Source organism: Ruegeria sp. HKCCA5839 (assembly GCF_013035585.1).
Lineage (GTDB): Bacteria > Pseudomonadota > Alphaproteobacteria > Rhodobacterales > Rhodobacteraceae > Ruegeria.
Map to the genome: position 1 here is coordinate 27,860 of NZ_WQIE01000003.1, position 26,204 is coordinate 54,063.

Below are 26,204 nucleotides of genomic sequence, written 5' to 3' on the forward strand. Positions count from 1 at the left end.
CGAAAAGTGCTCCAGGTATGAGAAGCGCAAATGCGCTTGCCGCAAATTGGTGGTGTTTGACACCTGGCCAATCGTCGAAACGCGCCGCCTCGGTAATTGGCTGGTCTCCACACGAATGAAACAGCAATGGAAATTGCTTGGCTTGACGTGGACGTAACGTCCTGACGCGTTGGCCATGGCGCGATTGGAAGTGCGTGGAAGCAACAATTCCAACTTCGCTGCAATTCTGTCTCTTTTCGGTCAATTTTTTGGTTGATAGACATGAGGTGTCGGTGGTGTAGTTGCTGATCAGTGCGGGCGGGAAAATGAGAACCGGAACAATCGGTCAAGCGGTAATTCGTTGGAAACAAACAGAGATAAACGGTCTTGAGGCGGCTCCTTTGGAGGATTTGACCTTGGGCGCTGTTTGGTCGTGGCGCGGTGTCGGTGCCAAGCTGGCATCGCTTGGTGAAGCCAGCCGTGCCAATATCCATCATGCGAACGCAGTCTTGTCGCAAGATACATCGGATGTAACGGGCGAACACCAGCCGTTTGCGCGCCCGAGTTTACGCATCGAATTGTCAAACGGTGCTCAGCGTTTCCAAGCGGTTTTGATACAAATATCGTCAGATGAAATGCCGGTTTTGGTATTCGAAAATGGTTCCCCGCTGCGTGATCAGGAATTTTGGATCAGCGCGCTTGAAGTTGAATCTGACGTGAGCGGTTTGGTTTCGGAATTCGACAACATCATTTCTTTTCCCGATCGCGGTCATTCGAAAGAGGCGGAGCCTCGGGTGCCTGCAGCGATCGCAGCCGAATAGCATAGGTTTTCTTCGCCGTTACGGCCCAAGAAAAGCCTTCTGTCCATCGACAAACCTGTTGACTCTGGTGTTTCGACCAATATAAGCGCGGCTTCATTGGTGTTGGTGGCCCCCGCAAGGGGATGCCTGTCATGTGGGAAACCACAAGAGGACAACGCCCTTCATAGTTGCCCATCAGGGCATCGAACAAACGAAGGAGAACAGCCGTGACCAAACGCACGTCTGCCAAGTATAAAATTGACCGCCGGATGGGCGAAAACATCTGGGGTCGTCCGAAATCCCCGGTCAACCGCCGCGAATACGGCCCCGGTCAGCACGGCCAGCGCCGCAAGGGCAAACTGTCGGACTTCGGTCTGCAGCTGCGCGCCAAGCAGAAGCTGAAAGGCTATTACGGCGACCTGACCGAGAAGCAGTTCCGTCGCATCTATGCCGAAGCCGAGCGTGTCAAAGGCGACACCGGTGAAAACCTGATCGGTCTGCTGGAGCGTCGCTTGGATGCAGTTGTTTACCGCGCCAAATTTGTACCGACTGTCTTTGCTGCGCGTCAGTTCGTGAACCACGGCCACGTCAAGGTGAACGGCAAGCGGGTCAACATCCCCAGCTATCGCGTCAAAGAAGGCGATGTGATCGAGGTGCGCGACAAATCCAAGCAACTGGCTGTTGTTCTGGAAGCCGTTGGGCTGGCCGAGCGTGATGTGCCTGACTACATCGACGCGGATCACTCGAAAATGACTGCCACCTTCGTGCGCGCCCCGGGTCTGAGCGATGTGCCTTACCCGGTGATGATGGAGCCGAACCTGGTCGTTGAATTCTACGCGAAGAACTAATTCTTCGCCGACACCAAAATTCCAAAGGCCGCGCATTTGCGCGGTCTTTTTTGTTGGGGTTCTCTGCACAATCGCGGCAAGCCGCTATCCCCACAGGAATCTTTAGGTCCAGGCAAAGGGCGGATCAGATCGGCAAAGGCCGCCCTTCGGCAATGGCCTCCATCGCGAAATACGAGGTCACGCTATCCAACTCGACTTTGCTGATCAGGCGTTGGTACACCTCGTCGAATGACGCCATGTCCTGCGTTACCACCTTCAACTGGTAGTCATAGTCTCCTCCGATACGATGGAAATCAACCACCTCGGGAATGGTCAGGACATGGCTGCGAAAGGCGTGCAGCCATTCGGTGGAATGGTGGCGGGTGCGCAGCATGACGAAAACCACAAGGTTCAAACCTAGTTTTTCACGCGCGATCCGGGCGGTTGACCCTTTTAGGACGCCTGTGTCGTTCAGTGCCTTCAGTCGTCGCCAGCATGCGTTCTGCGACAGACCGACTCGATCTGCCAACTCGCGCTGGGACAGCGTTGCATCCTTTTGAAGCTCTCTGAGGAGTTTTGTGTCTATTTGATCTAACATATCACTCATTTTCAATCAAATGACACAAAAACAAAGGAAAATAAACGGAAAACGAGGAAGTTATTGGAAGTCACAGGGGTCATATTTGGTTCAATCCACAGGAGAAACCCTATGACGCTGACTGACTTCCGTACCCAGATCCAAACAGCTGCCCAAGCAGGAACGCTGAGTCAGGGCGTTATCGGCGACGGTGTCATGATCCCGGGTCTGAACGGGGATGTGCCGTTGGTTTATGCCGATTATGTCGCCTCGGGTCGTGCGATGCAGCAGGTTGAGGATTTCGTGTCGCAGAAGATTTTGCCGTTCTACGCCAATAGCCATACCGAGGCCTCCTATTGCGGATCGTATATGACCCGCCTGCGGCGTGAAGCGCGCGCTGAAATCGCTCGCTGTGTTGGCGCCAAGGAAGACGATGCGGTGATCTTCGCCGGATCGGGCGCCACAGCGGGTCTCAACCGGTTGGTCAGCCTATTGGGAGTTGAAGAGGCCGACCAGCCGGTTGTTCTGATCGGGCCTTACGAGCATCACTCGAACATCCTGCCCTGGCGCGAGAGCAAGGCGCAGGTGGTTGAAATCCCTGAAGGGCCCGCAGGAGGGCCCGATCTGAACGCGCTCGAGGCCGCGCTGCGCGCCCATGCCGGATCAGACCTGCTGATCGGTTCTTTCTCTGCGGCGTCCAATGTGACGGGGATCATCACTGATCCAGACCCGGTGACGCGGCTGTTGAAACAGCATGGCGCGTTGGCGGTTTGGGACTATGCCGGGGGTGGGCCGTACCTGCCCATCGACATGAGTTCGGGCGACACAAAAAAAGATGCGGTTGTTGTCTCGCCGCACAAATTCCCTGGCGGGCCAGGGGCGTCAGGAGTCTTGATACTGAACAAACACGCGGTGCGGCGTCAGGCGCCAAGCTGGCCCGGTGGCGGTACGGTCAGCTTTGTCTCACCCTGGCGGCACGACTATAGCGATGATCTGGCCACGCGCGAGGAAGCCGGCACGCCTAACGTGATCGGAGACATCCGCGCTGCTCTGGCCTTCATCGTTAAGGATGCCGTTGGCACGGATGAGATCGCCCGCCGTGAGGCGCGTTTCAACCAAATGGCGCGTGAAGGCTGGGCGGATAATCCGCATCTGACGCTGTTGGCGGGCGACAACTCGCACCGGTTGCCGATCTTCTCGTTTCTTGTGCGCGACAGGTCAGGTCAGCCTGTGCATCAGCAGCTGTTTACCCGAATGCTCAGCGATATCTACGGGATTCAGGCCCGCGGCGGTTGCGCCTGTGCCGGGCCCTATGCGCATCGCTTGTTGGGGATCGATCAGGCGATGTCCGAGGTTTTGTTCTCGCAGCTATCCGCCGGTGAAGAATTGCAAAAACCAGGTTGGGTACGGCTTAACTTCTCGTATCTCATGAGCGATGAGACCGCGCAGTTCATCATCGAAAGTGTGAACGACCTGTCACGCCGGGTCGAAGAGTTTGCGCATTGTTACGCCGTGGATCCGGCAACAGCGCGCTTCAAAGCAGCCTGAGGGAATTGCCGCTTTTCTCAACGCGTTGAGACGGGTATGAGGGGCCCCAGTTAACGGAGCCCGTCATGACCAAGATCACCCCGCAACCTGGCATTATGGACATAGCCCTGTATCAGGGCGGCCAGTCGAAACTGTCCGGGGTAGCGCATGTCATCAAGCTCAGCTCGAATGAGAACCCATTTGGTCCGGGCCCCAAGGCGATTGCGGCGGTGCGCGATAGCGCAGCCAATCTGCATCGTTATCCCAATACTGATCACGCCAGCTTGCGTGAGGCCATCGGGGCACGTCACGGGTTGGATCCGGCTCGGATCATCTGCGGTGTCGGCAGCGACGAGGTGCTGCAATTTGTGGCGCAGGCCTATGCCGGGCCGGGGGATGAGGTGATTTACACCGAGCACGGGTTTTCCATGTACCCGATCATCGCGCGCATGGCAGGTGCTACCCCTGTGATGGTGGCCGAGCGGGAACGGAAGGTTGATGTCGATGCCATTTTGGCTGCGGTTACTGCGCAGACCAAAATTGTTTTTGTGACCAATCCGGGTAATCCAACCTCGACCATGATTTCGGAGCCCGAGTTGGAGCGGCTGGCAGATCAACTGCCCGATCACTGCCTTCTGGTGCTGGACGGGGCCTATGCCGAGTTTGTGGATGGGTTCGATGGTGGTGCGGCGCTGGTCGATCGCTACCCCAACGTGATCATGACCCGGACCTTTTCCAAGATATACGGGCTTGGCGGTATGCGTGTCGGTTGGGGCTATGCGTCCCAGGACATCATCGATGTGTTGAACCGAGTGCGCCAGCCTTTCAACCTGTCTCTGACCGCATTGGCTGCAGCCGAAGCCGCGCTTGAGGATCAAGAGTTTCTGACCTTCTGCCAGAGCGAAAACGCACGCTTGCGGGTTTGGCTGGCTGAAGAACTGGCCAAGGTCGGGGTGCATTCGGACCCGTCCTGCACCAACTTTATCCTGGCCCGGTTCGCAGATCAGGCCGAGGCTGAAGCCTGCGACGATTATCTGAAAACCCAAGGCATCATCGTGCGTCGCGTCGCCGGGTACAACCTGCCCAATGCGCTGCGGATTACTGTCGGCGACGAAGAGGCGTGCCGGCGCGTGGTCAAGGCCATCGCCGAATTCAAAGAGGGCGCAGCATGAGCCAGATCTATGACCGCGTTGCTCTGATCGGGTTGGGGCTGATTGCGTCCTCGATGTTCTGGGCCATCAAGCGTGCGGGCTTGGCGGGCGAAGTGACCGGCTTTGCCCGGTCCTCTGAAACCCGCGACACCGCGCGCCGTATCGGGCTGTGCGACCGGGTTTGCGACACTGCGCAAGACGCAGTTGAAGGTGCCGATCTGGTCGTGCTTTGTGTGCCGGTTGGCGCGATGGGCAGTGTTGCCCAAGACATCGCACCCGCTTTGAAATCGGGGGCCACAGTTACGGATGTGGGCTCGGTTAAGCGCCACGTTGTTCAGGCCGTTGAGCCGCATCTGCCTGAAGGTGTGCATTTTGTGCCGGCCCACCCCGTCGCCGGAACCGAGCATTCGGGGCCGGAATCCGGCTTTGCCGAACTTTTCGACAACCGGTGGTGCCTGATTGTTCCGACCGAAGGGGCAGATCGCGACGCGGTTGCGCGGCTGCGATCCTTGTGGGAGGGGATGGGGTCTTACGTCGATGAGATGGACGCCGATCACCATGATCTGGTGCTGGCTGTGACGTCCCATGCCCCACACCTGATCGCCTATACCATGGTTGGGGTGGCAGACGATCTGCGCCGGGTGACCGATAGTGAAGTGATCAAATACTCGGCCGCCGGGTTTCGCGACTTTACGCGGATCGCGGCGTCAGACCCGACCATGTGGCGCGATGTGTTCCTGACGAATAAGGACGCCACGCTGGAAATTCTGGGCCGTTTTACCGAAGAGCTTTTTGCCCTTCAGCGTGCCATTCGGACTGGAGACGGCGAGCAGTTATTCGACTATTTCACCCGCACGCGTGAAATACGGCGTGGCATTATCGACGCCGGGCAGGATACGGATGCACCTGATTTCGGCCGCGGCACAAAGGTTTAGCAGGATGTGGCTTCGAGTTGTTCTGATCGCTGCGTTCAGTGTTCTTGCCACGGCTGCTGTTGCCGAGGAAACCAATCTGCTTTCTGCACCGCAAGTGACAGCCGCCGCCGCGCGCCCTATCACCACCCCAGACAAGCTATGGCCGCAGATCGAGCCCTATACGCGCGCAGAGCCGATCCTGTTCAAAAAGCGCAAACTGCGCAAAGGGTCTGTCTGTGGAGATATCAATATCCAAGGCAAGCCCGTCGGCAATGTTTCCAGCAAAGTCAAAGCGTGTGGGGTTAAGGACGCGGTCGAGATCACCTCGATCGCGGGCGTGGCCCTCAGTCGACCGTCTGTTATGGAATGTGGCACAGCGATTGCTTTGAACGAATGGGTCGAAGAGACTGTCAAACCCACATTCAAACGGCGCGGGCCAGTGGTCGAGCTGCAAGTGGCGGCCCATTATGCGTGCCGAACGCGTAACAACCGTAAGGGCGCACGGATATCCGAGCATGGCAAGGGGCGGGCCATCGATATTTCAGGTTTCAAAATGGCGGATGGCGAGGTGGTCACGGTACTGAAGGGCTGGCGAAAGAACCCGTCTCAATCGCAATTGATCAAGATCTGGCGCGGCGCTTGCGGACCCTTTGGCACAGTTTTGGGGCCAAATTCAGATCGTTTTCACCGCGACCATTTCCATCTGGATACGGCGCGCTATCGCCGGGGACCATACTGCCGCTAGCGCAGGATCAAGCGCGGAGCAGGGCCCAGAGGCAAGGGCCCAAGCGCGACCAGGCCGTCCCTGAAGTTCAACTGCAGATCCAATGCATTGGGGTTTCCACCAAGCCCGGCCATGAACCGCAATGCGCGGTTCACCGGATCCACAGCCTGATCGGGTATCGCCCCGGCGGCGTTCGCCATGGCAATCATATCGCGCCAATTCTCGGCCTTGATCGCAATCTCTCCGATAGGGATACCTTGCGGGTCAACTTCAAGCGTTCCGGTTGCGAACAGACGCAGCGCGCCCCATTGCGCTTCGGCCAGGCGCAGATCCAGCAAGACCGGTTGAGGTCGGCCTTGTTCAATGGCAGACCGATCCCACGCTTTGTCGAATGTGGCTTCGAGGTCCAGTTCCAACGTTTCAAAGGTCTGAGGCAGAGAGGTTGCCGAACGCATCAGGTTGCGCAGATCGACGCCCGGTGTGAACCCGTCAACCTGCGCGGTGATCGTATAGGTCTCGGGCATGGTGGTCTGTTCCATGGTCAGCCCCAGAGTATCCCCGCCGACGACATCACTGCCATTCTCGGAAATGGTCCAGGCGTCAGAGGTCAGAGACATCTTCTCAAGCACCAAAGCGACACCGGGTTTCAGATGAAGCTCGGCCTGTAGGTCCTGGGCAAGAATGGTCGCGGTCTGATCGAAATAGGACAGACGCTGTGCTGTATCGGCGAAACGCAGCATTTGCCGGCCGGGCCAGATCGCGGGGCTTTGGAATTCAATCCAATCCGCGCTCCAGGCCGTGCCGTTGACCGGATCGGCCAGCGCCGGATTGTCGAGCCGGGTCATGTGGTGGGTTGGATAGCCAGCGGTCGATACGTTCGAGTAATCTGCCTGCCAGCCCAGTTCCTGCTGATTGTCGAACCACGCGGTCAGCGCATTGCGCAAGCCAAGCCCGGCGATGAACCAATAGCCACTCCATGCAACGGCAACCAAAATGAATATGCGGATCAGACTTCGCATCGCAAATGGCCCTTTTTCCTGCGTTGGAATTGATGTTTATAGACGCAAACGGGCAAGGACCAGAGCAATGACGATGTGGGTTTTCGGATATGGATCACTGTTGTGGAACCCGGGCTTTCCGGTGGCACGCACCGAGAAAGCCACGCTGCATGGCTATGCCCGGTCTTTCTGCATGAGTTCGATTCACCATCGCGGCACCGAGGATGATCCCGGACTGGTGCTTGCGCTGGATGAACAATCAGGTTCAGCCTGCACTGGTCTGGCCCTGCTGGTCGAGCCGGGCCACGAAGACCGAACCCTAGAAGAGCTGCGTGAACGCGAGTTGATCTCGTCGGCGTATCTGGAACGTATGCTCGACGTGCATCTGGACACAGGCGATGTGGTGAATGCCGTCACATACGTGATCGACCCCGACCACGTGCAATATTGCGGCGGTATGCCTCTCGAAGAGCAGGCCCGCATCATCGCCCATGCCGTTGGCGGGCGCGGGCCAAACACGGAATACCTTTTCAATACGGCCCAACATCTGGCCGAGATCGGGCTGAAAGACCCTGATCTTGAGTGGTTGTCGCAACGGGTGCGCACAATCAGCGCATAAACCCTTGGCGTCATCGGTGGAATTTCGATAGATTCGGCCCAGAGCAGGCTAAAGCGGAAAGAACGCGCATGGCGCAGGCACAGCAAGGCGTGAAACCCCATTTCTCGCAACCGATCCGTCAGATCCTTATGATGCTGATTGCACTGGGTTTATCCGGGCTCGGTGTCTTTTTGGCTTTGCCCTATGTCCTGCCGGTATTCGAGGCGAACCCGTATCTGAACGGGTTCATCCTTATGGTTTTCGCAATCGGTGTTCTGGCGTGTTTCTTGCAGGTCACACAGCTGATCGGTTCGGTCCGCTGGATCGAAGCCTTTATCGGAGGGTTCGAGCGCCCGGACACACGTCCGCCACAACTTTTGGCGCCGTTGGCGTCGTTGTTGCGGTCGCGTGGCGCACGCTCGCATATCGGTTCCAGCTCGAGCCGGTCGATCCTGGACTCGGTGGCCGAACGGATCGAAGAAGAACGCGAGATCACGCGCTATATCACCAACGTGCTGATTTACCTCGGCCTTTTAGGCACATTCTTTGGTTTGGCGACCACCGTGCCTGCGATCGTGGACACGATCCGCAGTCTGAACCCGCAGGAAGGCGAAGAAGGCCTGGCGGTGTTCAATCGCCTGATGACCGGTCTGGAATCTCAGTTGCAGGGGATGGGCGTCGCCTTTGGATCCTCGCTGCTGGGATTGGCAGGGTCGCTGATTGTCGGTCTGTTGGAACTGTTTGCTGGCCACGGGCAGAACCGGTTCTACCGCGAACTGGAAGAATGGCTGTCGACCATCACCCGCGTGGGCTTTGGTGGCTCGGAAGAAGGTGGGGCGGAACTAGCCGTTCTAACACCGGTTCTGGACACGATGGCCGAACAGATGGATGCGTTGCAAGCCATGTTCACCGCGCAGGAGGAAGAGCGCAGTGACGTCTCGGACAAACTGAGCCAGTTGATCATCGAGATTGGTGACATGAACCGCCGCCAAAGCCAGTCCGAAGGCGTATCTGCCGCGCTGGAACGGGTGGCTTTGGGGCAGGATGCCCTGCTGGATCATATGCGCGAACATGGGGCAGGCGAGGGGCTGGATGCTGAAAGCCGGATGCGCCTGCGGTCGATGGACGTACAATTGCTGCGTATTCTCGAAGAGATCTCGGCCGGTCGCCAGGACAGCATGAATGAGTTGCGCAAGGATTTCGAACTGCTTGTCAAAGCTTTGACCTTGCCGCGCGGGGCCGTGCGGACGCCGCCCGCAGGAGAATAACCCATGGCCCTGTCCCGTCGCACAGGTCAACGGTTTCAGGGCTCGGTCTGGCCCGGTTTCGTGGATGCGATCACCGGCCTTTTGATGGTTCTGACATTTGTGCTGACCATTTTCATGGTTGTGCAATTTGTTCTGCGTGAAACGATTTCCGGGCAGGAAGATGAACTGACGGCTTTGTCGGATGAAGTTGCGGCACTTGTCGGGGCGTTGGGTCTGGAAGAGCGTGAAAACAGCAGACTGGAAGCCCGGCTGGGCGCATTGAATGCGACTCTGGCAGAGACCGAGGACAGCCTTGCTGCAGCACAAGGGCGTATTACGGATTTCGAAACCCAGGTAGCAGCTTTGTTGGCGGATCAGGACCGCGCCCAGGGAGAGATCGCCTCTTTGCAAGCGTTGCGGGATGACCTTCTGTCCCAACAAGATGAACTACTGTCAGAGCAGGATGCGCTGAACCTTGCGCTCGCCCAAAGCCGGCAAGAGATCGACGCTCAGGCCGAAGCGGCGCGCTTGGCTGCGGCCCGGCGAGAGGCGCTTGAAGCGTTGGTTTCCGATCTTGAAACAAGCGGTGCGGATCAGGCGGCTCAGATATCGGATTTGGAGCGGCAACTGTCTGACGAGGAATCCGCTCGTCTGGCCGAAGCGGCAGCGGCTGAAGCTTTGCGCGAACGGTTGTTGAACGCAGATACCGAGTTGACGGCGATGACGCTTGCTCTCGAGGCGCAGCGCAAGGAAGCCGAGGAAACCCTGACATTGCTGGCCGCAGCACAAGCCGCGCGGGCTGAGTTGGAACGACAGTTTGGCGAGCTGAACGCCGAAGGGCTGAGAGCTCAACTGCAGGCAGCACTGGATGCTCAAATCGCGGCGCAAGCCGAGGCAGACAGTCAACGCACGCTGGCAGAAGAGCGTGCTGCGCTTTTGGCCATCGCACGCGACACACTTTCGGAGGAACAAGAGATTTCGACCGAGGCGCAGCGGCAGGCCGCGCTATTGAACCAGCAAATGTCTGCTTTGCGCAACCAGTTGGGGTCGTTGCAGGCGCTCCTGGATGACTATGAGGAACGCAATTCAGCCGCCGATATTCAGATCCAGACCTTGGGACAAGACCTGAACGCAGCCCTTGCCCGCGCGGCGTCAGAAGAACGCCGCCGCCGTCTTTTGGAAGAGGCCGAACGCAAGCGGCTTGAGGCCGAGGCCGAAGCTTTGGCGGGGCAGAATCAGAACCTGGCAGAGCAGACCGAGGATCTGCAGCGGTACCGGTCAGAGTTCTTTGGCCGATTGCGGGATGTTCTGGGCGATCAGGAAGGTGTGCGGATCGAAGGCGACCGGTTCGTGTTCTCATCCGAGGTTCTGTTCGATATCGGATCTGCAGAACTGTCCATCGAAGGCCGGCGCGAGGTTGCCAAGGTAGCCAATATCCTGCGCAGCGTGGCCGCCGAAATCCCTGATGGCCTGAACTGGGTGATCCGGGTGGATGGCCATACAGACAATATCCCGCTGGTCAGCACAGGCCGCTACCGCGACAATTGGGAGTTAAGCCAGGGCCGGGCCCTGTCTGTCGTGCGCTATATGGTTGACGCTCTGGGCATCCCACCTGAACGGCTGGCCGCCAACGGATTTGGCGAGTTCCAACCCGTCAACACCGATGATACTCCCGAGGCGCGTGCGCAAAACCGTCGGATCGAGTTGAAGCTGACCGAGCGGTAACCGAGGTCGTCAGGTCAACCCGTGGATTTGCGCGAAGGGGTCGTGAGACTTGTCTGAGTGCCAGCTGTATTCGCACCATTTGGCCACGTCTTCGGCTGCGGCCTGACCACACATCAAAGCAATCGCACCCAGGGCCATGTCCATGCCCGCCGACACGCCGGACGAGGTGAGAAACGACCCATCCTCGACCCATCTTGCCTGCGCGACCCAATCGACATGAGGACCTTGTTCCTTGACCCAGGAATAGGCGGCTTTGTTGGTCGTCGCGCGCCGCCGATCCAGTACACCGGCCTTGGCGAGCAAGGCGCTACCTGTACAGACGCTAAGCGTAAATTCTGCGCTTTCCGAACGTGCAGCAATCCAGTCCAGCAAACGCGAATTTGCAATCTCGCGCCGTGTACCAGCGCCGCCGGGCACAAACAGCACATCATAATGCGGGGCCTCGTCCAGGGACGTTTCCGCAAAGCCTTTCAGCTTTTGATTGCTTTCGACAGGGCCGGTTCGTTCGGCAACAATATCCAACGAGAACGCGTTGGGAAGCAGGCCGAACATCTCCATCGGGCCGTAAAGGTCCAGCAACTCAAACCCCGGAAAAATCAAAGCGCCGATCCTGCGCATGTCAGTCCTCCTTTTTGCGAGACCAAATCAAAACGCCCGCCAACTCGGGTTGACGGGCGTTGGGTTTGTTTGTCGCGTTTCGGTCTAGTCCGCGGTAAGCAGCGGAGGCTTGTCGCCGGACAAACGCGGTTGATCCGGGCCAAGAATCTCCAGATGCAACTCGCCTTTCTTGACGGAAACGCGGACCACGCCGCCTTTGGCCAATTTGCCGAACAAAAGCTCTTCGGCCAGCGGTTTCTTGATATGCTCCTGGATCACGCGGCCCAAGGGGCGCGCACCCATCTTGTCGTCATACCCTTTATCCGCCAACCATTCGGCGGCTTTGGGAGTCAGATCGATGGTCACGTTGCGATCCAGCAATTGCGCTTCAAGCTGCAGGACGAATTTCTCGACCACTTGCAGGATGACCGACTTTGGCAGCGGTGCGAATGAGATCACGGCGTCCAGACGGTTGCGGAATTCCGGGGTGAACATGCGCTCGATTGCGGCAGTGTCTTCGCCTTCGCGACGGTCACGGGCAAAGCCGATAGCGGCCTTGGCCTGTTCCTGCGCGCCCGCGTTCGAGGTCATGATCAGCACCACGTTACGGAAATTCACCGTGCGCCCGTTGTGATCGGTCAGCTCTCCGTGGTCCATCACCTGTAGCAGGATGTTGAACACATCCGGGTGTGCTTTCTCGATCTCATCCAGTAGCAACACGCAATGCGGATGCTGGTCGACGCCATCAGTCAGAAGCCCGCCCTGATCAAACCCGACATAACCCGGAGGTGCGCCGATCAAGCGGCTGACCGCGTGCTTCTCCATGTATTCCGACATGTCAAAGCGCAGCAGTTCCACACCCAGCGTATCCGCCAACTGTTTGGCCACTTCGGTCTTGCCGACACCGGTTGGGCCCGCGAACAGATAGTTGCCGATGGGTTTTTCAGGCTCGCGCAGACCGGCACGTGCCAGTTTGATGGCGCTCGACAGCGCCTCGATGGCTTCGTCCTGTCCAAACACCACCCGCTTCAGCGAAGTTTCCAGGTCTTTCAGAACCTCGGCATCGTCCTTAGTGACGTTTTTCGGCGGAATGCGCGCGATTTTGGCCACCACGGCCTCGATCTCTTTCACTCCGATGGTCTTGCGACGTTTGCTTTCGGCCAGCAGATGCTGCGCAGCACCCGCCTCGTCAATCACATCAATCGCCTTGTCGGGCAATTTGCGGTCATTGATGTAGCGCGCCGCCAATTCAACTGCGGTTTTGATCGCATCCGCCGTGTATTTGATGGCGTGATGTTCCTCGAAATACGGCTTCAGGCCGCGCAGGATTTTGACGCTGTCCTCGACCGAAGGCTCATTCACGTCGATCTTCTGGAATCGGCGGCTCAGCGCGCGGTCTTTTTCGAAGTGCTGACGGAATTCCTTATAGGTCGTCGAGCCCATGGTGCGCAGCTTGCCGCCCTGCAAAGCAGGTTTCAGCAGGTTTGAGGCGTCCATGGCACCGCCAGAGGTGGCACCAGCGCCAATCACTGTGTGAATCTCGTCGATGAAAAGCACCGCATCGGGGTGATCTTCCAACTCGGTCACAACCGCTTTGAGGCGTTCCTCGAAATCACCGCGATAGCGGGTGCCTGCCAAGAGAGCGCCCATATCTAGTGAGTAGATTGTCGTGTTTGACAGCACGTCAGGCGCTTCACCTGCGACGATCTTATGGGCCAGTCCTTCCGCGATGGCAGTTTTACCGACACCCGGATCACCCACCAGCAGCGGGTTGTTCTTGCGGCGGCGGCACAGCACCTGAATGCAGCGCTCAACCTCATCGGCGCGACCGATCAACGGATCGACGTCACCGGCGCGCGACTTTGCATTCAGATCGACGCAATACTTGCCCAGAGCACTTTCTTTTTGCTCGCCTTCGCCACCACCTGACGCTTGAGCTTCTTCTTCAACCTCATCGGCGCCGGTGACAGGGCGGTTTTCCCCAAATGCTGGATCTTTGGCGACGCCATGGGCAATGAAATTCACCGCGTCATACCGCGTCATATCCTGATCCTGCAGGAAATAGGCCGCGTTGCTCTCCCGTTCGGCGAAGATCGCGACCAACACGTTGGCGCCTGTCACTTCGGTCCGGCCAGAGCTTTGAACATGGATGGCCGCACGCTGAATGACGCGCTGGAAGGCGGCTGTGGGTACAGCCTCGGATCCATCAATATCGGTGACGAGATTTGACAGATCTTCGTCAATGAATTCGACCAATGTGCTACGCAACTCATCCAAATCGACGCTGCAGGCTTTCATGACGCGCACCGCGTCGGGCTCTTCCAACAACGCTAGAAGCAGATGTTCCAGCGTAGCGAATTCGTGACGCCGTTCATTCGCAGCCGCCAGGGCCGCGTGAATGGCTTGTTCGAGTGTGCTCGAGAATGAAGGCACGTGTGTGCTCCTCTACCTTGGGTCGGAAGGGGCGGCTTCAGGCCGGATCCCCATCCCAACCATGTCCTCATACTATTAGAGTTTGGTTGATCGGAGCCGAGCTTCAAGGGTTTTCTTTCACTTGACAGTCACATTTGTCGTGACCGTGGCGTGTATTGCCTGATTTTTTCCCTTAAAACCGGTCCTTTCGGGCGCGAATTTCGGCGAAGACTGACGTCGGGTCGCTTTTTTCCATCCCCAAGTGCTTAAGAATCGCCGGGTCCGTGGCCCGAAGAAACGGGTTTGTCGCCTTTTCCAGCCCAAGTTTCGAAGGGACCGTGGGTTGCTCTGCGGCACGCGCGGCCTTGATTTGCGCGATACGGTCCCGAAGATCTGCGTTGTCCGGGTCGATGGTCGCTGCGAATTTTGCGTTGGACTGCGTATATTCGTGCCCAGAACACACGATTGTTTCATCCGGTAGCGTGGCCAACTTGCTGAGAGAGTCCCACATCTGCGCGGGTGTCCCTTCAAACAATCGACCGCAGCCCAATGCCATAAGGCTATCGGCTGTGAACACGGCAGAGCTTTGCGGCATATAATAAGCCACGTGACCAACCGTGTGGCCGGATACGTCGAACACTTCGACCGGCTCTCCGCCAACGTCGAACCGATCACCTTCGGCAACCTGCACGTCCAAAGGTGGTAGGCGATGGGCGTCTGCCGCAGCGCCGACCACCTTTGCAGGGTGCTCTGCCAAAATGGCTTGCAGCCCGTCAACGTGATCCCAATGGTGGTGAGTCAGCAATACGTGGCTCAGCGTCCATCCGCGGCGGTTCAACTCGGCCAGAATGGGCGCGGCCTCGGGCGCATCGATCAAAGCTGTATCTCCGGTGACAGCGTCATGGGCAAGAAACGCGTAATTGTCGCTGAGACAGGGGATTGTAACGATTTCAAGAGGCATGGTCTTTTGCCCTTTCATTGCTAGACTACGCGCAGCTAAGCCGATTGACCGAGTGCCCGCAATGCATCTTGATGTGCAAGACCTCAGAAACTTCTACTATCGCAGCACGCTGGGCCGTGCGGCGCAAGCGGCGATCAGGGGGCGCGTGACCGACCTGTGGCCCGAGGCCAAGGGGCAAACCGTGGCGGGATTCGGTTTTGCTGTGCCGTTGCTGCGGCCTTATCTGGCCCAGTCGCGCCGCGTAATCGGTTTGATGCCCGGCCCGCAAGGGGTCATGCCCTGGCCTGCGGGGATGCCAAATGTCTCGGTTCTGACCGAAGAGACAATGTGGCCTATCGAGACAGGTCATATCGACAAGCTGATCGTTATGCACGGGCTTGAGACATCCGAGCGCCCGAAACAACTGCTCGACGAATGTTGGCGGGTGCTGGGCCCGGGGGGGCGAGCCTTGTTCATTGTACCCAATCGTACCGGGCTTTGGTCGCGTTCGGATCGCACACCGTTCGGGTTTGGCCGTCCTTATTCGACCTCGCAATTGGAAAGCCAGCTGCGCGCGCATCATTTTGTCCCGGAAAGCCATTGTTCGGCCCTTTACAGACCTCCGTCCTTTCGCCGGTTCTGGCTCAAGTCTGGCAGCCTGATCGAAAAGACCGGCCAGCGCATTCCAACTGTGATGGCAGGAGGCGTGCTGATGGTCGAGGTCACCAAACAGATCCGTCCGGCAGGCGGCAGTGTGACCAAGGATTCGGCCAAACGCCCGATCAAGGCGCTGGACGGGTTGTTGAAACCCGCCTGACCGCAGAAGCCTCAGATTTAGGCAAAAATCGCGGAAAAAATGCCTCAGGAATCGCAAAAAACTACGGTTTGGTAACATTTTTCTCGAGGTTCACCCGGTCAAAAGGGTCGCACTTTTGTTAAGTGGCTGAAATCAAACATTTTGTGGATAAGGCACAACCCGTGATAATATATTGCGAGCTTGGTTCGGCTCTGCTACATCCCCGGTGATTTTGATCCCCGGCCTGTCAGGACGGGGTTTCTTCACGCCCCCGATTAGCTGCCACACGCGAATTCGGGGCCCAAAGTATCGGAAGGGTGGACGTGTCCGAACCAGCTTCGATTTCCACAGGCATCGCCGAGCGCTATGCCACCGCGATCTTTGAGATCGCCAAAGAGAATAATGACCTTCCTGGTCTGGAAACCGGCATCAACGATCTGGCAACCGCACTGGGTGAAAGCGCCGAGTTGCGCGACCTGATCGCCTCGCCTCTGGTCTCCCGTGCCGAACAAGAAGGCGCGATCACCGCTATTGCTGACAAGATGGGTCTGCATGCCATTTTGCGCAACACGCTGGGTCTGATGGCGCAAAAACGCCGTCTGTTCGTGGTCCCGCAGCTGGTGCAGGTTCTGCGCAACATGCTGGCAGATGAGCGCGGCGAAGTGACCGCTGATGTCGCCTCGGCCAAGGCGCTGACCAAGACACAAATGGAAAAACTGTCCAAAACGCTGTCCGAGCGTGTGGGCAAGACCGTGACAATCAATGCGACCGTGGATGAAAGCCTCATCGGCGGTCTTGTCGTTAAAGTGGGCTCGAAGATGATCGACAGTTCGATCCGCTCGAAGCTCAACTCCCTACAGAATGCAATGAAAGAGGTCGGATAAATGGGAATCCAAGCTGCAGAGATTTCTGCAATCCTGAAGGACCAGATCAAGAATTTTGGTCAGGAAGCCGAAGTGGCCGAGATCGGCCGCGTGCTGAGCGTCGGTGACGGGATTGCCCGTGTATACGGCCTGGACAATGTGCAAGCCGGTGAGATGGTCGAATTCCCCGGCGGCATCATGGGCATGGCGCTGAACCTGGAAAGCGACAACGTGGGTGTCGTTATCTTCGGCTCCGACCGTGACATCAAAGAAGGTGACACCGTAAAGCGTACCAACTCGATCGTGGACGTTCCGATCGGGGATGAGCTGCTCGGCCGCGTTGTTGACGGCCTGGGCAACCCGCTGGACGGCAAAGGCCCGATCAACGCCACCAAGCGTGGTGTTGCGGACGTTAAGGCACCGGGCATCATTCCGCGTAAATCGGTACACGAGCCGATGGCGACCGGCCTGAAATCGGTCGACGCGATGATCCCGATTGGCCGTGGTCAGCGGGAACTGATCATCGGTGACCGTCAGACCGGTAAAACCGCCGTGGCGCTGGACACCATCCTGAACCAGAAGGTCTATAATGAGGCCGCTGGCGACGACGAGTCGAAAAAACTCTACTGCGTATACGTGGCTGTTGGACAAAAGCGTTCGACCGTTGCTCAGCTGGTGAAGAAACTGGAAGAATCCGGTGCGATTGACTATTCGATCGTTGTGGCCGCAACCGCGTCCGACCCGGCGCCGATGCAGTTCCTGGCACCCTATGCCGCGACCGCGATGGCCGAGTATTTCCGCGACAATGGCCGCCACGCGCTGATCATCTATGATGACCTGTCGAAACAGGCTGTGTCCTACCGCCAGATGTCACTGCTGCTGCGTCGCCCGCCCGGACGTGAAGCTTACCCGGGTGACGTTTTCTATCTCCACTCCCGTCTGCTGGAGCGTTCGGCGAAGCTGAACGAAGACTTTGGCGCAGGCTCGTTGACCGCTCTGCCGGTTATCGAAACCCAAGGTGGCGACGTTTCGGCCTTTATTCCGACCAACGTGATCTCGATCACCGACGGTCAGATCTTCCTGGAAACCGAACTGTTCTATCAGGGCATCCGCCCTGCTGTGAATACCGGTCTGTCGGTTTCGCGTGTGGGCTCTTCGGCTCAGACCGATGCGATGAAATCGGTTGCTGGTCCGGTTAAGCTGGAACTGGCGCAGTACCGCGAAATGGCGGCCTTTGCGCAGTTCGGTTCCGACCTTGATGCCGCTACTCAGCAGTTGCTGAACCGGGGTGCGCGCCTGACCGAGCTGATGAAACAGCCTCAGTACTCGCCGCTGACCAACGCCGAGATCGTCTGCGTTATCTTCGCGGGCACCAACGGCTACCTCGACAAGATCGACGTGTCGGACGTTGGCCGGTACGAGGCCGGTCTGCTGGCGCATCTGCGTGGCAAGCACGCCGACCTGCTGAAGTGGATCACCGACGAAGATCCCAAAATCAAAGGGGACGCGTCCGACAAGATCAAGGCAGCGATCGACGAATTTGCCGCGACCTTCGCTTGATAGGGGGTTCCGATGCCTAGTCTGAAGGACCTTAAAAACAGGATCGAGTCGGTCAAATCGACCCGCAAGATCACCAAAGCCATGCAGATGGTCGCGGCCGCAAAACTGCGCCGCGCCCAGGAATCTGCCGAAGCCTCGCGCCCCTATGCCGAACGGTTCAATGCCGTGATGGCAGGGTTGGCGGCATCGGTCGGGGGCAGCGACAGCGCCCCCAAGCTGCTCCGGGGTACCGGCAGCGAGGATGTGCATCTGCTGGTTGTCATGACAGCCGAACGCGGCCTCTGCGGCGGCTTCAATGCGAACATCGCCAAACTTGCGCGCGCCAAGGCCGAAGAGCTGAAAGCTGCGGGCAAAACGGTCAAGGTTCTGACCGTCGGCAAGAAAGGCCGGGACGCGCTCAAGCGTGACTTTGCCGATCTGTTCGTTGGACATATCGATCTGAGCGAGGTCAAGCGTATCGGCTATGCCAATGCGCAGGACATCGCCAAAGACATCCTGTCTCGCTTTGACGGGGCTGAGTTTGACGTTGCCACGATCTTCTATTCGAAGTTCGTCAACGTTGTGACCCAGATCCCCACGGCGCAGCAAATCATCCCTGCCTCGTTCGAGGACGATGCGGCGGGTGACGACAGCGGTGCCATTTTCGACTATGAGCCCAGCGAAGAGGCCATCTTGGCCGACCTGCTGCCCAAGGGGGTTGCCACTGCGATCTTCTCGGCTCTGCTTGAAAACGGAGCGTCTGAACAGGGTGCAAGGATGTCCGCAATGGACAACGCAACACGCAATGCGGGTGAGATGATCGACAAGCTGACGATCCAGTTCAACCGCTCGCGTCAGGCCGTGATCACCAACGAGCTGATTGAAATTATTTCCGGCGCCGAAGCGCTGTAGAGACATACCGGAGACGAAACATGGCGAATGCAAAAGGCAAAGTCACTCAGATCATCGGGGCCGTCGTTGACGTGCAGTTCGAAGATCAGCTGCCTGAAATTCTGAACGCGCTGGAAACCACCAACAACGGCAAGCGCCTTGTGTTGGAAGTTGCGCAGCACCTGGGCGAAAACACCGTCCGTACCATCGCGATGGACGCGACCGAAGGTCTGGTCCGTGGCGAAGCGGTCACCGACACTGGAGCACCGATCTCGGTTCCGGTTGGCAACGCCACCCTGGGCCGCATCCTGAACGTTGTCGGCGAGCCGATTGACGAAAAAGGCGACGTGAAGTCGTCGGAAACCCGCGCCATCCACCAGCCCGCGCCCGAGTTCGACGAGCAGTCGACCGAGTCGGAAATCCTGGTGACCGGCATCAAGGTTGTGGACCTGCTGGCCCCCTACGCCAAAGGCGGTAAGATTGGCCTCTTTGGCGGTGCGGGCGTTGGCAAAACCGTTCTCATCATGGAACTGATCAACAACATCGCAAAAGTGCACTCGGGTTTCTCGGTGTTTGCGGGTGTTGGCGAACGGACCCGTGAAGGCAACGACCTGTATCACGAGATGATCGAATCGAACGTGATCAAGCCGGACAATCTGGAAGAATCGCAGGTTGCCCTGGTTTACGGTCAGATGAACGAACCTCCGGGAGCGCGCGCGCGTGTTGCTCTGACCGGTCTGACACTGGCCGAGCAGTTCCGCGACCAGTCCGGGACCGACGTTCTGTTCTTCGTCGACAACATCTTCCGCTTTACACAGGCGGGTTCCGAGGTTTCGGCTCTGCTGGGTCGTATTCCTTCGGCTGTGGGCTATCAGCCGACACTGGCCACCGACATGGGTGCCCTGCAGGAACGCATCACCTCGACCAAATCGGGCTCGATCACTTCGGTGCAAGCGATCTATGTTCCTGCCGACGACTTGACCGACCCCGCGCCGGCAACATCGTTCGCACACTTGGATGCAACCACCGTTCTGAACCGTGCGATCTCGGAAAAGGGTATCTACCCGGCTGTTGACCCGCTCGACTCGTCGTCGCGTCTGCTGGACCCGGCCATCGTGGGTGAAGAGCATTACGCGGTTGCGACTGACGTTCAGCAGATCCTCCAGCGCTACAAGTCGCTGCAGGACATCATCGCCATCCTCGGCATGGACGAACTGTCGGAAGAAGACAAACTGACCGTTGCCCGCGCGCGTAAGATCGAACGCTTCCTGTCTCAGCCGTTCGACGTGGCCGAAGTCTTTACCGGTTCGCCGGGCGTTCAGGTGCCTCTGGACGTGACCATCGCATCGTTCAAAGCTGTTGTGGCTGGCGAATACGATCACCTGCCCGAGGCGGCCTTCCTGATGGTTGGCGGCATCGACGAAGTGATCGCCAAAGCGGAAAAGATGGCCGCAGAAGCCGCCTAAGGAGTATCCCTGATGGCAAACACAATGCAATTTGACCTGGTCAGCCCCGAGCGGAGCCTTGCTTCGCTTGAGGCCACTGCGGTCCAAATACCCGGCGCGGACGGGGACATGACGGCGATGCCCGATCATGCCCCCACCATCACCACGCTGCGTCCGGGTCTGCTGAAGGTCGAGGCCCCCGCAGGCGCCAGCGAATATCTGGTTACCGGCGGGTTTGCTCAGATCAACGGCGACAGCATGTCGGTTCTGGCTGAAAAGGCCATTCCGGTGGCCGAAGTGACCCGCGCGCATCTGGATGACCTGATCGCAGAAGCCCGTGCCTCGCACGAGGCCGCCAAGGACGGCGATGATCAGACAATCGTGGATGAGGCGGCCAAGCTGCTGGCGGATATGGAAGCCCTTGGCACCCATATGAGCCTATAGAACGGTCTACATTCCGAGATTTGGACGGCCTCGCTTTGCAGCGGGGCCGTTTTTTGTCGTGCTTTTGCCCAAAAGCCAGAGTAAGTAGCACATATTCAACAAAACAGATGGAAGTATGAAGAAATTTCTAACTCACCCCATCGGCATTGATCAGGGCGAAGAGGTGCTGTTTTCCGAATTTGGAAACGGTGGCGAGATGTGGACCGGTGAAGGCCCCCGAGAGCGGCGCACCGAGATCCAATTTGCCGAACGGTTCCGATCGCCACCAGTTGTTCAGCTTGGTATTTCCCTGTGGGACGTTGACAATTCATCTGCCCTGCGCGCCGAGGTGACGACGTCGGATATTACCTGTGACGGTTTTGTCGCCGTGTTCCGTACATGGTCCGATACCCGAATTGCCCGTATCCGCGTGGCCTGGATCGCCATGGGCGAGGTTGCGCACGCGGATGATTGGCAGATATCCTAATTCCGGTTCAAAGTAGATTGAGACCGAAGATCAGGCGTCTTGAACCTCGATCATGTCCACTCGGGTCGCATGTCGGCCAGCTTCGAACTCGGCCCCCAGAAACGCGTCGACAATGTCCAGGGCGGTTCCTTCGCCCACCACCCTCGCACCAATCGCAAGCATGTTGGCATTGTTGTGCTGTCGGATCATCCGAGCAGAGAAGGTATCGGAACAGACACCACAGCGGATGCCGGGCACTTTGTTCGCGGCCATCATGATCCCTTGCCCGGTGCCGCAGAGGATGATCCCCAAAGTGCAGTCCCCAGAGGCGACTGCCTCAGCAGCGGCCTTGCCGTGGATCGGGTAATGGGTGCTTTCTGGTGTTTTGGGGCCGATATCCACGACCTCCCAGCCTTGGGCCGAGATATGGTCGGCGATGGCCTGGCGCAAATCGATGGCGGCGTGGTCGCTGGAAAGAATAATGCGTTTGGGGGCGGTCACGGAAAGCTCCTGCCTTGTTGGTATCACAAAAAAGGACGACCGAAGGTCGCCCGTTCTGATCAGTCCATATGGTACATGGACTCGTAAATCGGCGTCAGGGTCTTATCCTCAAAGAGTGAGGACACAGAGGTGCCGTTCCATATGTTCAGGATCGCCTGTGTAAAGATCGGGGCGGTTGGAACGATGCGGATATTTTTCGCGGCTGCGACCTCTTTCGTGGGCTGGATCGAATCCGTCAGCACCAGAGATTTCATCACCGAATTGGTCACGCGCTCGACGGCAGGGCCGCTCATGACACCGTGGGTGATATAGGAATGTACTTCTCTAGCGCCGTTATCCATCAGAACCTGGGCCGCTTTGCACAGTGTTCCAGCGGTGTCGCACATATCGTCCACGATCAGGCAGATCTTATCCTGTACCTCACCGATCACCGTCATCTCGGCCACTTCACCGGCTTTCTCACGGCGCTTGTCGACAATCGATAGAGGGGCGTTGATGCGCTTGGCCAATTCGCGCGCGCGGGCGACGCCACCCACATCGGGTGACACCACCATGATCTCGTCCAGTTGATCCTTGAACTGGGTTTTCACATCCAGCGCAAAGATGGGCGAGGCATAGAGGTTGTCCACGGGGATATCAAAAAAGCCCTGAATCTGTGCGGCGTGCAGGTCCATTGTCAGGACCCTCTCGATCCCTGCACCAACCAGCATATTGGCGACAAGCTTGGCGCTGATGGGTGTTCGGGCCTTGGTGCGGCGGTCCTGTCGGGCGTAGCCGAAATAGGGGATCACGGCGGTGATACGCTGCGCGGATGATCGGCGCAGAGCATCAGCGATGATCAGCAATTCCATAAGGTTGTCATTGGCCGGGTTCGATGTGGGCTGGATGATGAACATATCCTCACCCCGCACGTTCTCGAACACTTCGACAAAGATCTCACCGTCATTGAACCGCTCGACCCGGGCATCGACCAGGCCCTGATCCACACCGCGATACAGGCTCATACGGCGGGCAATGGTTTTGGCAAGCGGAAGGTTTGCGTTCCCAGCGATAAGCTTGGGTTCGTTGAGTGTCGGCATCGGCTGATTTTCCCCGGGCAGCAAGAGCAATGTGACAGATTCGTGATGTTGACACCGCTTAGCATGGCCTTACCGTCGCGCAAAGGTAACGCAGCGGAGAAAGTGAATATGACCCAAATCGACTACTTTTTTGCGACACTCTCGCCCTATGCCTATCTGGCTGGGACACGGCTTGAGGAAGTGGCGGCAAAACACGGGGCGACGATAAACTACAAGCCTCTGGATATCATGGGCCTGTTCGCGCGGACCGGGGGGACGCCACCCAAGGATCGACACATCTCACGCGTTGAATACCGGGCGCAGGAATTGCTGCGTCAGTCCAGCAAACTTGGGATGGACTTCAACTTGAAACCCGCCCATTGGCCGACCAATGCGGCCCCGTCCTCTTATGCAATCATTGCGGCTGCTCAGGACGGGTCAGGGAATGTTGGTCAACTGTGCCATTCGTTTTTGCGCGCCGTTTGGGCCGAGGAAAAGGACATTGCCGAAGACGAGGTTGTGCGTGATTGCCTCGAGAAAGCAGGGTTCGATCCAAGCCTGGCCGATAGCGGGCTGCTGACCGGGGCCGAGACCTATGCTGCCAATCTGGAAGAAGCCGTTGAGCGCGGTGTGTTCGGAGCACCGTTCTATATCACGCCCGACGATCAACGGTTCTGGGGACAGGACCGGCTTGAGGATCTGGACCGCCATCTGGCGACTTTGAAATAGGGGTTCGCCCCTATCTGGCCCTTTGCAGAAGGGCCAGAAACCGGTCGATCTCTTCGGGTTTGATCGACCAGTCGCAGACCAGCCGACAGGTCAAAAGTTCATCCTCATCGGATCCTTCCAGGTTGGACCCCCACAGGTGATAGGCAACGCCAGCATCGTGCAGACGCCTGTGCTGCTTGCGCGGCAGGTTGGCAAAGATCATATTGGCCTGTGGTTCATGAGCAAAACTGGCGCCCGCGGCCCGCAGCCCATCAGCCAAGCGCGCGCAATTGTCGTTGGCTTGCCGGGCCGAGCGCAACCACAGATCGTCGCGCAAATAGGCCGCCATCTGCGCCGACAAGTACCGGTGCTTGGAAAACAGATGGGCCCCGCGCTTGCGACGCAGCTCGAACTCAAAGGCTTTCTGGGCATCGAACAGGATCACCGCCTCGACCCCCATCAACCCGTTTTTGGTGCCGCCAAAGCTGACCACATCAACGCCTGCCTTCCAAGTCATTTCCGCGGGTGAACAGTTCAGGGCAACCAGCGCATTGGTAAACCGTGCACCGTCCAGGTGGACAGGCAGATCAAATTCTTTGGCGACCGCGCCCAAGGCTTGCAGCTCTTCCAAGGAATAGACCGATCCCCGCTCGGTCACTTGTGTGATCGACACCGGACCACGCTGCGGGCCATGCACGCCTCGAGTTTCTTCATTCTCGATCGCCTGGCGCAGCGCTTCGGGGGCCATCTTGTCGCCACCGGGGACCAGGGTCAGCTTAGCCCCGCTGTAGAACTCGGGCGCGTTGCACTCATCTTCCTGGATATGGGCCATCGGCGCGCAAAAGATCGTCTCCCATGGTTGCGACAGTGTCGCCAGCGCCAGGGCATTTGCCGCAGTGCCCGTTGCCACCAGATAAACCGCGGCCTCGGGTGCTTCAAAGATGTCACGGATGCGGTCACGCACCTCGTCCATCAACGTGTCGGCCCCATAGGCCATCTGATAGCCCTCATTGGCCTCGGCCAAAACGGCAAGAACTTCGGGATGAACCGGCCCGGAATTGTCAGAGGCGAAATGCATTACAATGGCTCCTCGATGATGTGGTCTTCCCACTCTTCCATGGGGGTTTCAAACTCTGACACCGTGCGCCCTTGCACCGAGACACCTGCGGCATGCACGCTGTCCGGTGTACCGGATATCAACGGATGCCAGTCGTAAAGAGGTTTTTCTTCCCACAACAGGCGATAGGCACAGGTCTGCGGCAGCCAATAGGCATGCTGGTCAATATTCTGCGGTGTCAAGACGATACATTCCGGCACAAATTGATGCCGAATGTCATATTGGGTGCAGCGGCAGCTCTCGTCATCCAGCAGGCGACAGGCCACGCAGGTCAACGCAACTTCGCCCGTGTCCTCGTCTTCCAGCTTGTTCAAACAGCATTTGCCGCATCCATCACACAGCGCTTCCCACTCGTGCTGGTTCATTTTCTGAAGCGGCTTGCGCTCCCAGAACTTTGGCGACAGCCCGGAGCGATCAATCGGATCGACGCTCATACAGCCGCCAAAATCTCGCGCGCTTTCGCGCAATCCGCGTCCATCTGAGCGATCAGCCCGTCAAGACCATCAAAGGTCAGTTCCGGCCGGAGGTATTGGACAAGTCCTACGGACAGGGTCGCGCCGTATAAGTCACCCGAGAAATCAAACAGGAAGGTTTCGATATTTGGCAGTTCACCATCGAACATAGGGCGGGTCCCAATCGACGAGGCGCCGCAATAGCTGCCTTTGTGCGGACCATCCAGAACATCAACCAAAGTGGCATAGACCCCGAATTTAGGAGGATGCAGCCCTTCGATTGACATATTGGCGGTGGGATAGCCCAGTTCGCGCCCCCGCTGTTCGCCGCCGATCACTTCGCCTTCGATCCGATGCCAATGTCCCAGCATCTCGGCCGCATCTCGGGGACGTCCGTCGCTCAGCGCGGTGCGTATAGCAGTCGAGGACACCACATTTTCTGACTTTTCCATCAACGGTGCAATGGTGACGCCAAAGCCCATCTCTTGCCCAAAGCGCAGCATGTCGCTGGCTGTGCCTGACCGACCTTTGCCAAAGCAGAAATCGGCCCCCACAACCACATGGGACAGGCCCAAGCCCTTGTGGATCACATTCCGTGCAAATTCTTCCGGCGTCAGTCCGGCCAGCGCCGCGTTGAAGGGCAGCTCATAGAGCTTTTCAACGCCCAGCTTTTCCAATCGATGCGCGCGCGTCGCACTGCGCATCAACCGAAACGCAGCGGCGTCCGGTGCAAAGTATTCGCGTGGATGAGGCTCGAATGTCAGAACGCCCAACGCATGGTCCGGGGCCGCAGACCGGGCCAGTTCAATAACCGATTGGTGACCCAGATGGACGCCATCAAAATTCCCGATGGCTACGCTGGCGCCCCGGTTTTCAGGTTCAACGAATTGGAAATCCCGAATGATCTGCATGACGCTTGCCTAGCGGGA

At 58.1% G+C, this 26,204-nt stretch carries 27 protein-coding genes; 17 read left to right on the top strand and 10 right to left on the bottom strand.

What is annotated here, in order from left to right:
• Window positions 1-281: 281 nt before the first annotated feature.
• Both GOV38_RS09720 and rpsD read left to right on the top strand, forming a co-directional pair.
• Window positions 282-800 carry a hypothetical protein gene (locus GOV38_RS09720; RefSeq protein ID WP_171210004.1) on the top strand — a complete coding sequence of 173 codons (519 nt, stop codon included), beginning with the start codon at window positions 282-284 and terminating at the stop codon, window positions 798-800.
• A gap of 206 nt (window positions 801-1,006) precedes the next feature.
• Complete coding sequence (gene rpsD, locus GOV38_RS09725; RefSeq protein WP_170392466.1) at window positions 1,007-1,627, top strand: 30S ribosomal protein S4; 621 nt, start codon at window positions 1,007-1,009, stop codon at window positions 1,625-1,627.
• A gap of 124 nt (window positions 1,628-1,751) precedes the next feature.
• Here the strand turns inward: rpsD and GOV38_RS09730 are convergent, their stop codons facing one another.
• Window positions 1,752-2,213 (bottom strand): Lrp/AsnC family transcriptional regulator, encoded by a 462-nt coding sequence (locus tag GOV38_RS09730; RefSeq protein WP_171210003.1) that lies wholly within the window; start codon window positions 2,211-2,213, stop codon window positions 1,752-1,754.
• Between the two features lie 102 nt (window positions 2,214-2,315).
• Between GOV38_RS09730 and GOV38_RS09735 the strand changes: the two genes are divergently transcribed.
• From GOV38_RS09735 to GOV38_RS09750, 4 genes are all read left to right on the top strand, one after another.
• Window positions 2,316-3,731, top strand: a complete 1,416-nt coding sequence (locus tag GOV38_RS09735) for an aminotransferase class V-fold PLP-dependent enzyme (protein WP_171210002.1) — start codon at window positions 2,316-2,318, stop codon at window positions 3,729-3,731.
• 65 nt (window positions 3,732-3,796) lie between these two features.
• Window positions 3,797-4,882, top strand: a complete 1,086-nt coding sequence (hisC, locus tag GOV38_RS09740) for a histidinol-phosphate transaminase (protein WP_171210001.1) — start codon at window positions 3,797-3,799, stop codon at window positions 4,880-4,882.
• A complete protein-coding gene (locus GOV38_RS09745; RefSeq protein ID WP_171210000.1) occupies window positions 4,879-5,796 on the top strand; it encodes a prephenate/arogenate dehydrogenase family protein in 918 nt (305 codons plus the stop codon). Before hisC ends, GOV38_RS09745 begins: the two co-directional genes overlap by 4 nt.
• Window positions 5,797-5,800: 4 nt before the next feature.
• Window positions 5,801-6,520 carry an extensin family protein gene (locus GOV38_RS09750; protein WP_254430636.1) on the top strand — a complete coding sequence of 240 codons (720 nt, stop codon included), beginning with the start codon at window positions 5,801-5,803 and terminating at the stop codon, window positions 6,518-6,520.
• Here GOV38_RS09750 and GOV38_RS09755 read toward each other — a convergent pair.
• Complete coding sequence (locus GOV38_RS09755; RefSeq protein WP_171209998.1) at window positions 6,517-7,518, bottom strand: DUF2125 domain-containing protein; 1,002 nt, start codon at window positions 7,516-7,518, stop codon at window positions 6,517-6,519. The genes GOV38_RS09750 and GOV38_RS09755 overlap by 4 nt on opposite strands.
• A 67-nt stretch (window positions 7,519-7,585) precedes the next feature.
• Here GOV38_RS09755 and GOV38_RS09760 point away from each other — a divergent pair, with 67 nt between their 5' ends.
• The 3 genes from GOV38_RS09760 to GOV38_RS09770 all read left to right on the top strand — a co-directional run bounded on the left by GOV38_RS09760 (window position 7,586) and on the right by GOV38_RS09770 (window position 11,067).
• A complete protein-coding gene (locus GOV38_RS09760; protein WP_171209997.1) occupies window positions 7,586-8,116 on the top strand; it encodes a gamma-glutamylcyclotransferase in 531 nt (176 codons plus the stop codon).
• Window positions 8,117-8,184: 68 nt separating this feature from the next.
• A complete protein-coding gene (locus tag GOV38_RS09765) occupies window positions 8,185-9,363 on the top strand; it encodes a biopolymer transporter ExbB (protein ID WP_171101736.1) in 1,179 nt (392 codons plus the stop codon).
• Window positions 9,364-9,366: 3 nt separating this feature from the next.
• A complete protein-coding gene (locus GOV38_RS09770) occupies window positions 9,367-11,067 on the top strand; it encodes a peptidoglycan -binding protein (protein WP_171209996.1) in 1,701 nt (566 codons plus the stop codon).
• A gap of 9 nt (window positions 11,068-11,076) precedes the next feature.
• Here the strand turns inward: GOV38_RS09770 and GOV38_RS09775 are convergent, their stop codons facing one another.
• The 3 genes from GOV38_RS09775 to gloB all read right to left on the bottom strand — a co-directional run bounded on the left by GOV38_RS09775 (window position 11,077) and on the right by gloB (window position 15,037).
• Window positions 11,077-11,685 carry a DJ-1/PfpI family protein gene (locus tag GOV38_RS09775; protein ID WP_171209995.1) on the bottom strand — a complete coding sequence of 203 codons (609 nt, stop codon included), beginning with the start codon at window positions 11,683-11,685 and terminating at the stop codon, window positions 11,077-11,079.
• An 84-nt stretch (window positions 11,686-11,769) separates the two neighbouring features.
• Window positions 11,770-14,097 (bottom strand): ATP-dependent Clp protease ATP-binding subunit ClpA, encoded by a 2,328-nt coding sequence (gene clpA, locus GOV38_RS09780; protein ID WP_171209994.1) that lies wholly within the window; start codon window positions 14,095-14,097, stop codon window positions 11,770-11,772.
• A 172-nt stretch (window positions 14,098-14,269) separates the two neighbouring features.
• On the bottom strand, window positions 14,270-15,037 hold the full coding sequence (gene gloB / locus GOV38_RS09785; RefSeq protein WP_171209993.1) for a hydroxyacylglutathione hydrolase: 768 nt from the start codon (window positions 15,035-15,037) through the stop codon (window positions 14,270-14,272).
• Between the two features lie 61 nt (window positions 15,038-15,098).
• On the opposite strand from gloB, the gene GOV38_RS09790 reads away from it, so the two are divergent.
• The 7 genes from GOV38_RS09790 to GOV38_RS09820 all read left to right on the top strand — a co-directional run bounded on the left by GOV38_RS09790 (window position 15,099) and on the right by GOV38_RS09820 (window position 21,460).
• On the top strand, window positions 15,099-15,833 hold the full coding sequence (locus GOV38_RS09790; protein ID WP_171101741.1) for a class I SAM-dependent methyltransferase: 735 nt from the start codon (window positions 15,099-15,101) through the stop codon (window positions 15,831-15,833).
• Between the two features lie 302 nt (window positions 15,834-16,135).
• On the top strand, window positions 16,136-16,696 hold the full coding sequence (locus tag GOV38_RS09795) for a F0F1 ATP synthase subunit delta (RefSeq protein ID WP_171133288.1): 561 nt from the start codon (window positions 16,136-16,138) through the stop codon (window positions 16,694-16,696).
• Window positions 16,697-18,235: a F0F1 ATP synthase subunit alpha gene (atpA, locus tag GOV38_RS09800; RefSeq protein WP_171209992.1), complete on the top strand. Its 1,539-nt coding sequence runs from the start codon at window positions 16,697-16,699 to the stop codon at window positions 18,233-18,235.
• 12 nt (window positions 18,236-18,247) lie between these two features.
• Complete coding sequence (locus GOV38_RS09805) at window positions 18,248-19,126, top strand: F0F1 ATP synthase subunit gamma (RefSeq protein ID WP_171133287.1); 879 nt, start codon at window positions 18,248-18,250, stop codon at window positions 19,124-19,126.
• 20 nt (window positions 19,127-19,146) lie between these two features.
• Window positions 19,147-20,571: a F0F1 ATP synthase subunit beta gene (gene atpD / locus GOV38_RS09810; RefSeq protein WP_171133286.1), complete on the top strand. Its 1,425-nt coding sequence runs from the start codon at window positions 19,147-19,149 to the stop codon at window positions 20,569-20,571.
• A gap of 12 nt (window positions 20,572-20,583) precedes the next feature.
• Window positions 20,584-20,994, top strand: a complete 411-nt coding sequence (locus tag GOV38_RS09815; RefSeq protein WP_171133285.1) for a F0F1 ATP synthase subunit epsilon — start codon at window positions 20,584-20,586, stop codon at window positions 20,992-20,994.
• Window positions 20,995-21,109: 115 nt separating this feature from the next.
• The gene (locus GOV38_RS09820; RefSeq protein WP_171209991.1) at window positions 21,110-21,460 is read left to right on the top strand and encodes an H-type lectin domain-containing protein; all 351 of its coding nucleotides are present in this window, start codon (window positions 21,110-21,112) and stop codon (window positions 21,458-21,460) included.
• Window positions 21,461-21,490: 30 nt separating this feature from the next.
• Here GOV38_RS09820 and rpiB read toward each other — a convergent pair whose 3' ends face one another.
• Together rpiB and GOV38_RS09830 are read right to left on the bottom strand one after the other, a co-directional pair.
• Entirely contained in the window at window positions 21,491-21,940 is a 450-nt protein-coding gene (rpiB, locus tag GOV38_RS09825) for a ribose 5-phosphate isomerase B (RefSeq protein WP_171209990.1), read from the bottom strand.
• 59 nt (window positions 21,941-21,999) lie between these two features.
• Window positions 22,000-23,019, bottom strand: coding sequence for a ribose-phosphate pyrophosphokinase (locus tag GOV38_RS09830; protein WP_171133283.1), 1,020 nt, complete (start codon window positions 23,017-23,019; stop codon window positions 22,000-22,002).
• A 108-nt stretch (window positions 23,020-23,127) separates the two neighbouring features.
• On the opposite strand from GOV38_RS09830, the gene GOV38_RS09835 reads away from it, so the two are divergent.
• The gene (locus GOV38_RS09835; protein WP_171209989.1) at window positions 23,128-23,727 is read left to right on the top strand and encodes a 2-hydroxychromene-2-carboxylate isomerase; all 600 of its coding nucleotides are present in this window, start codon (window positions 23,128-23,130) and stop codon (window positions 23,725-23,727) included.
• A 10-nt stretch (window positions 23,728-23,737) separates the two neighbouring features.
• Here the strand turns inward: GOV38_RS09835 and GOV38_RS09840 are convergent, their stop codons facing one another.
• The 3 genes from GOV38_RS09840 to GOV38_RS09850 are packed head-to-tail and all read right to left on the bottom strand — an operon-like array spanning window position 23,738 to window position 26,186.
• Window positions 23,738-24,784: a low specificity L-threonine aldolase gene (locus tag GOV38_RS09840; protein ID WP_171209988.1), complete on the bottom strand. Its 1,047-nt coding sequence runs from the start codon at window positions 24,782-24,784 to the stop codon at window positions 23,738-23,740.
• Entirely contained in the window at window positions 24,784-25,257 is a 474-nt protein-coding gene (locus GOV38_RS09845) for a YcgN family cysteine cluster protein (RefSeq protein ID WP_171209987.1), read from the bottom strand. Before GOV38_RS09845 ends, GOV38_RS09840 begins: the two co-directional genes overlap by 1 nt.
• Window positions 25,254-26,186 carry a bifunctional riboflavin kinase/FAD synthetase gene (locus GOV38_RS09850; protein ID WP_171209986.1) on the bottom strand — a complete coding sequence of 311 codons (933 nt, stop codon included), beginning with the start codon at window positions 26,184-26,186 and terminating at the stop codon, window positions 25,254-25,256. Before GOV38_RS09850 ends, GOV38_RS09845 begins: the two co-directional genes overlap by 4 nt.
• Between the last annotated feature and the right edge of the window lie 18 nt (window positions 26,187-26,204).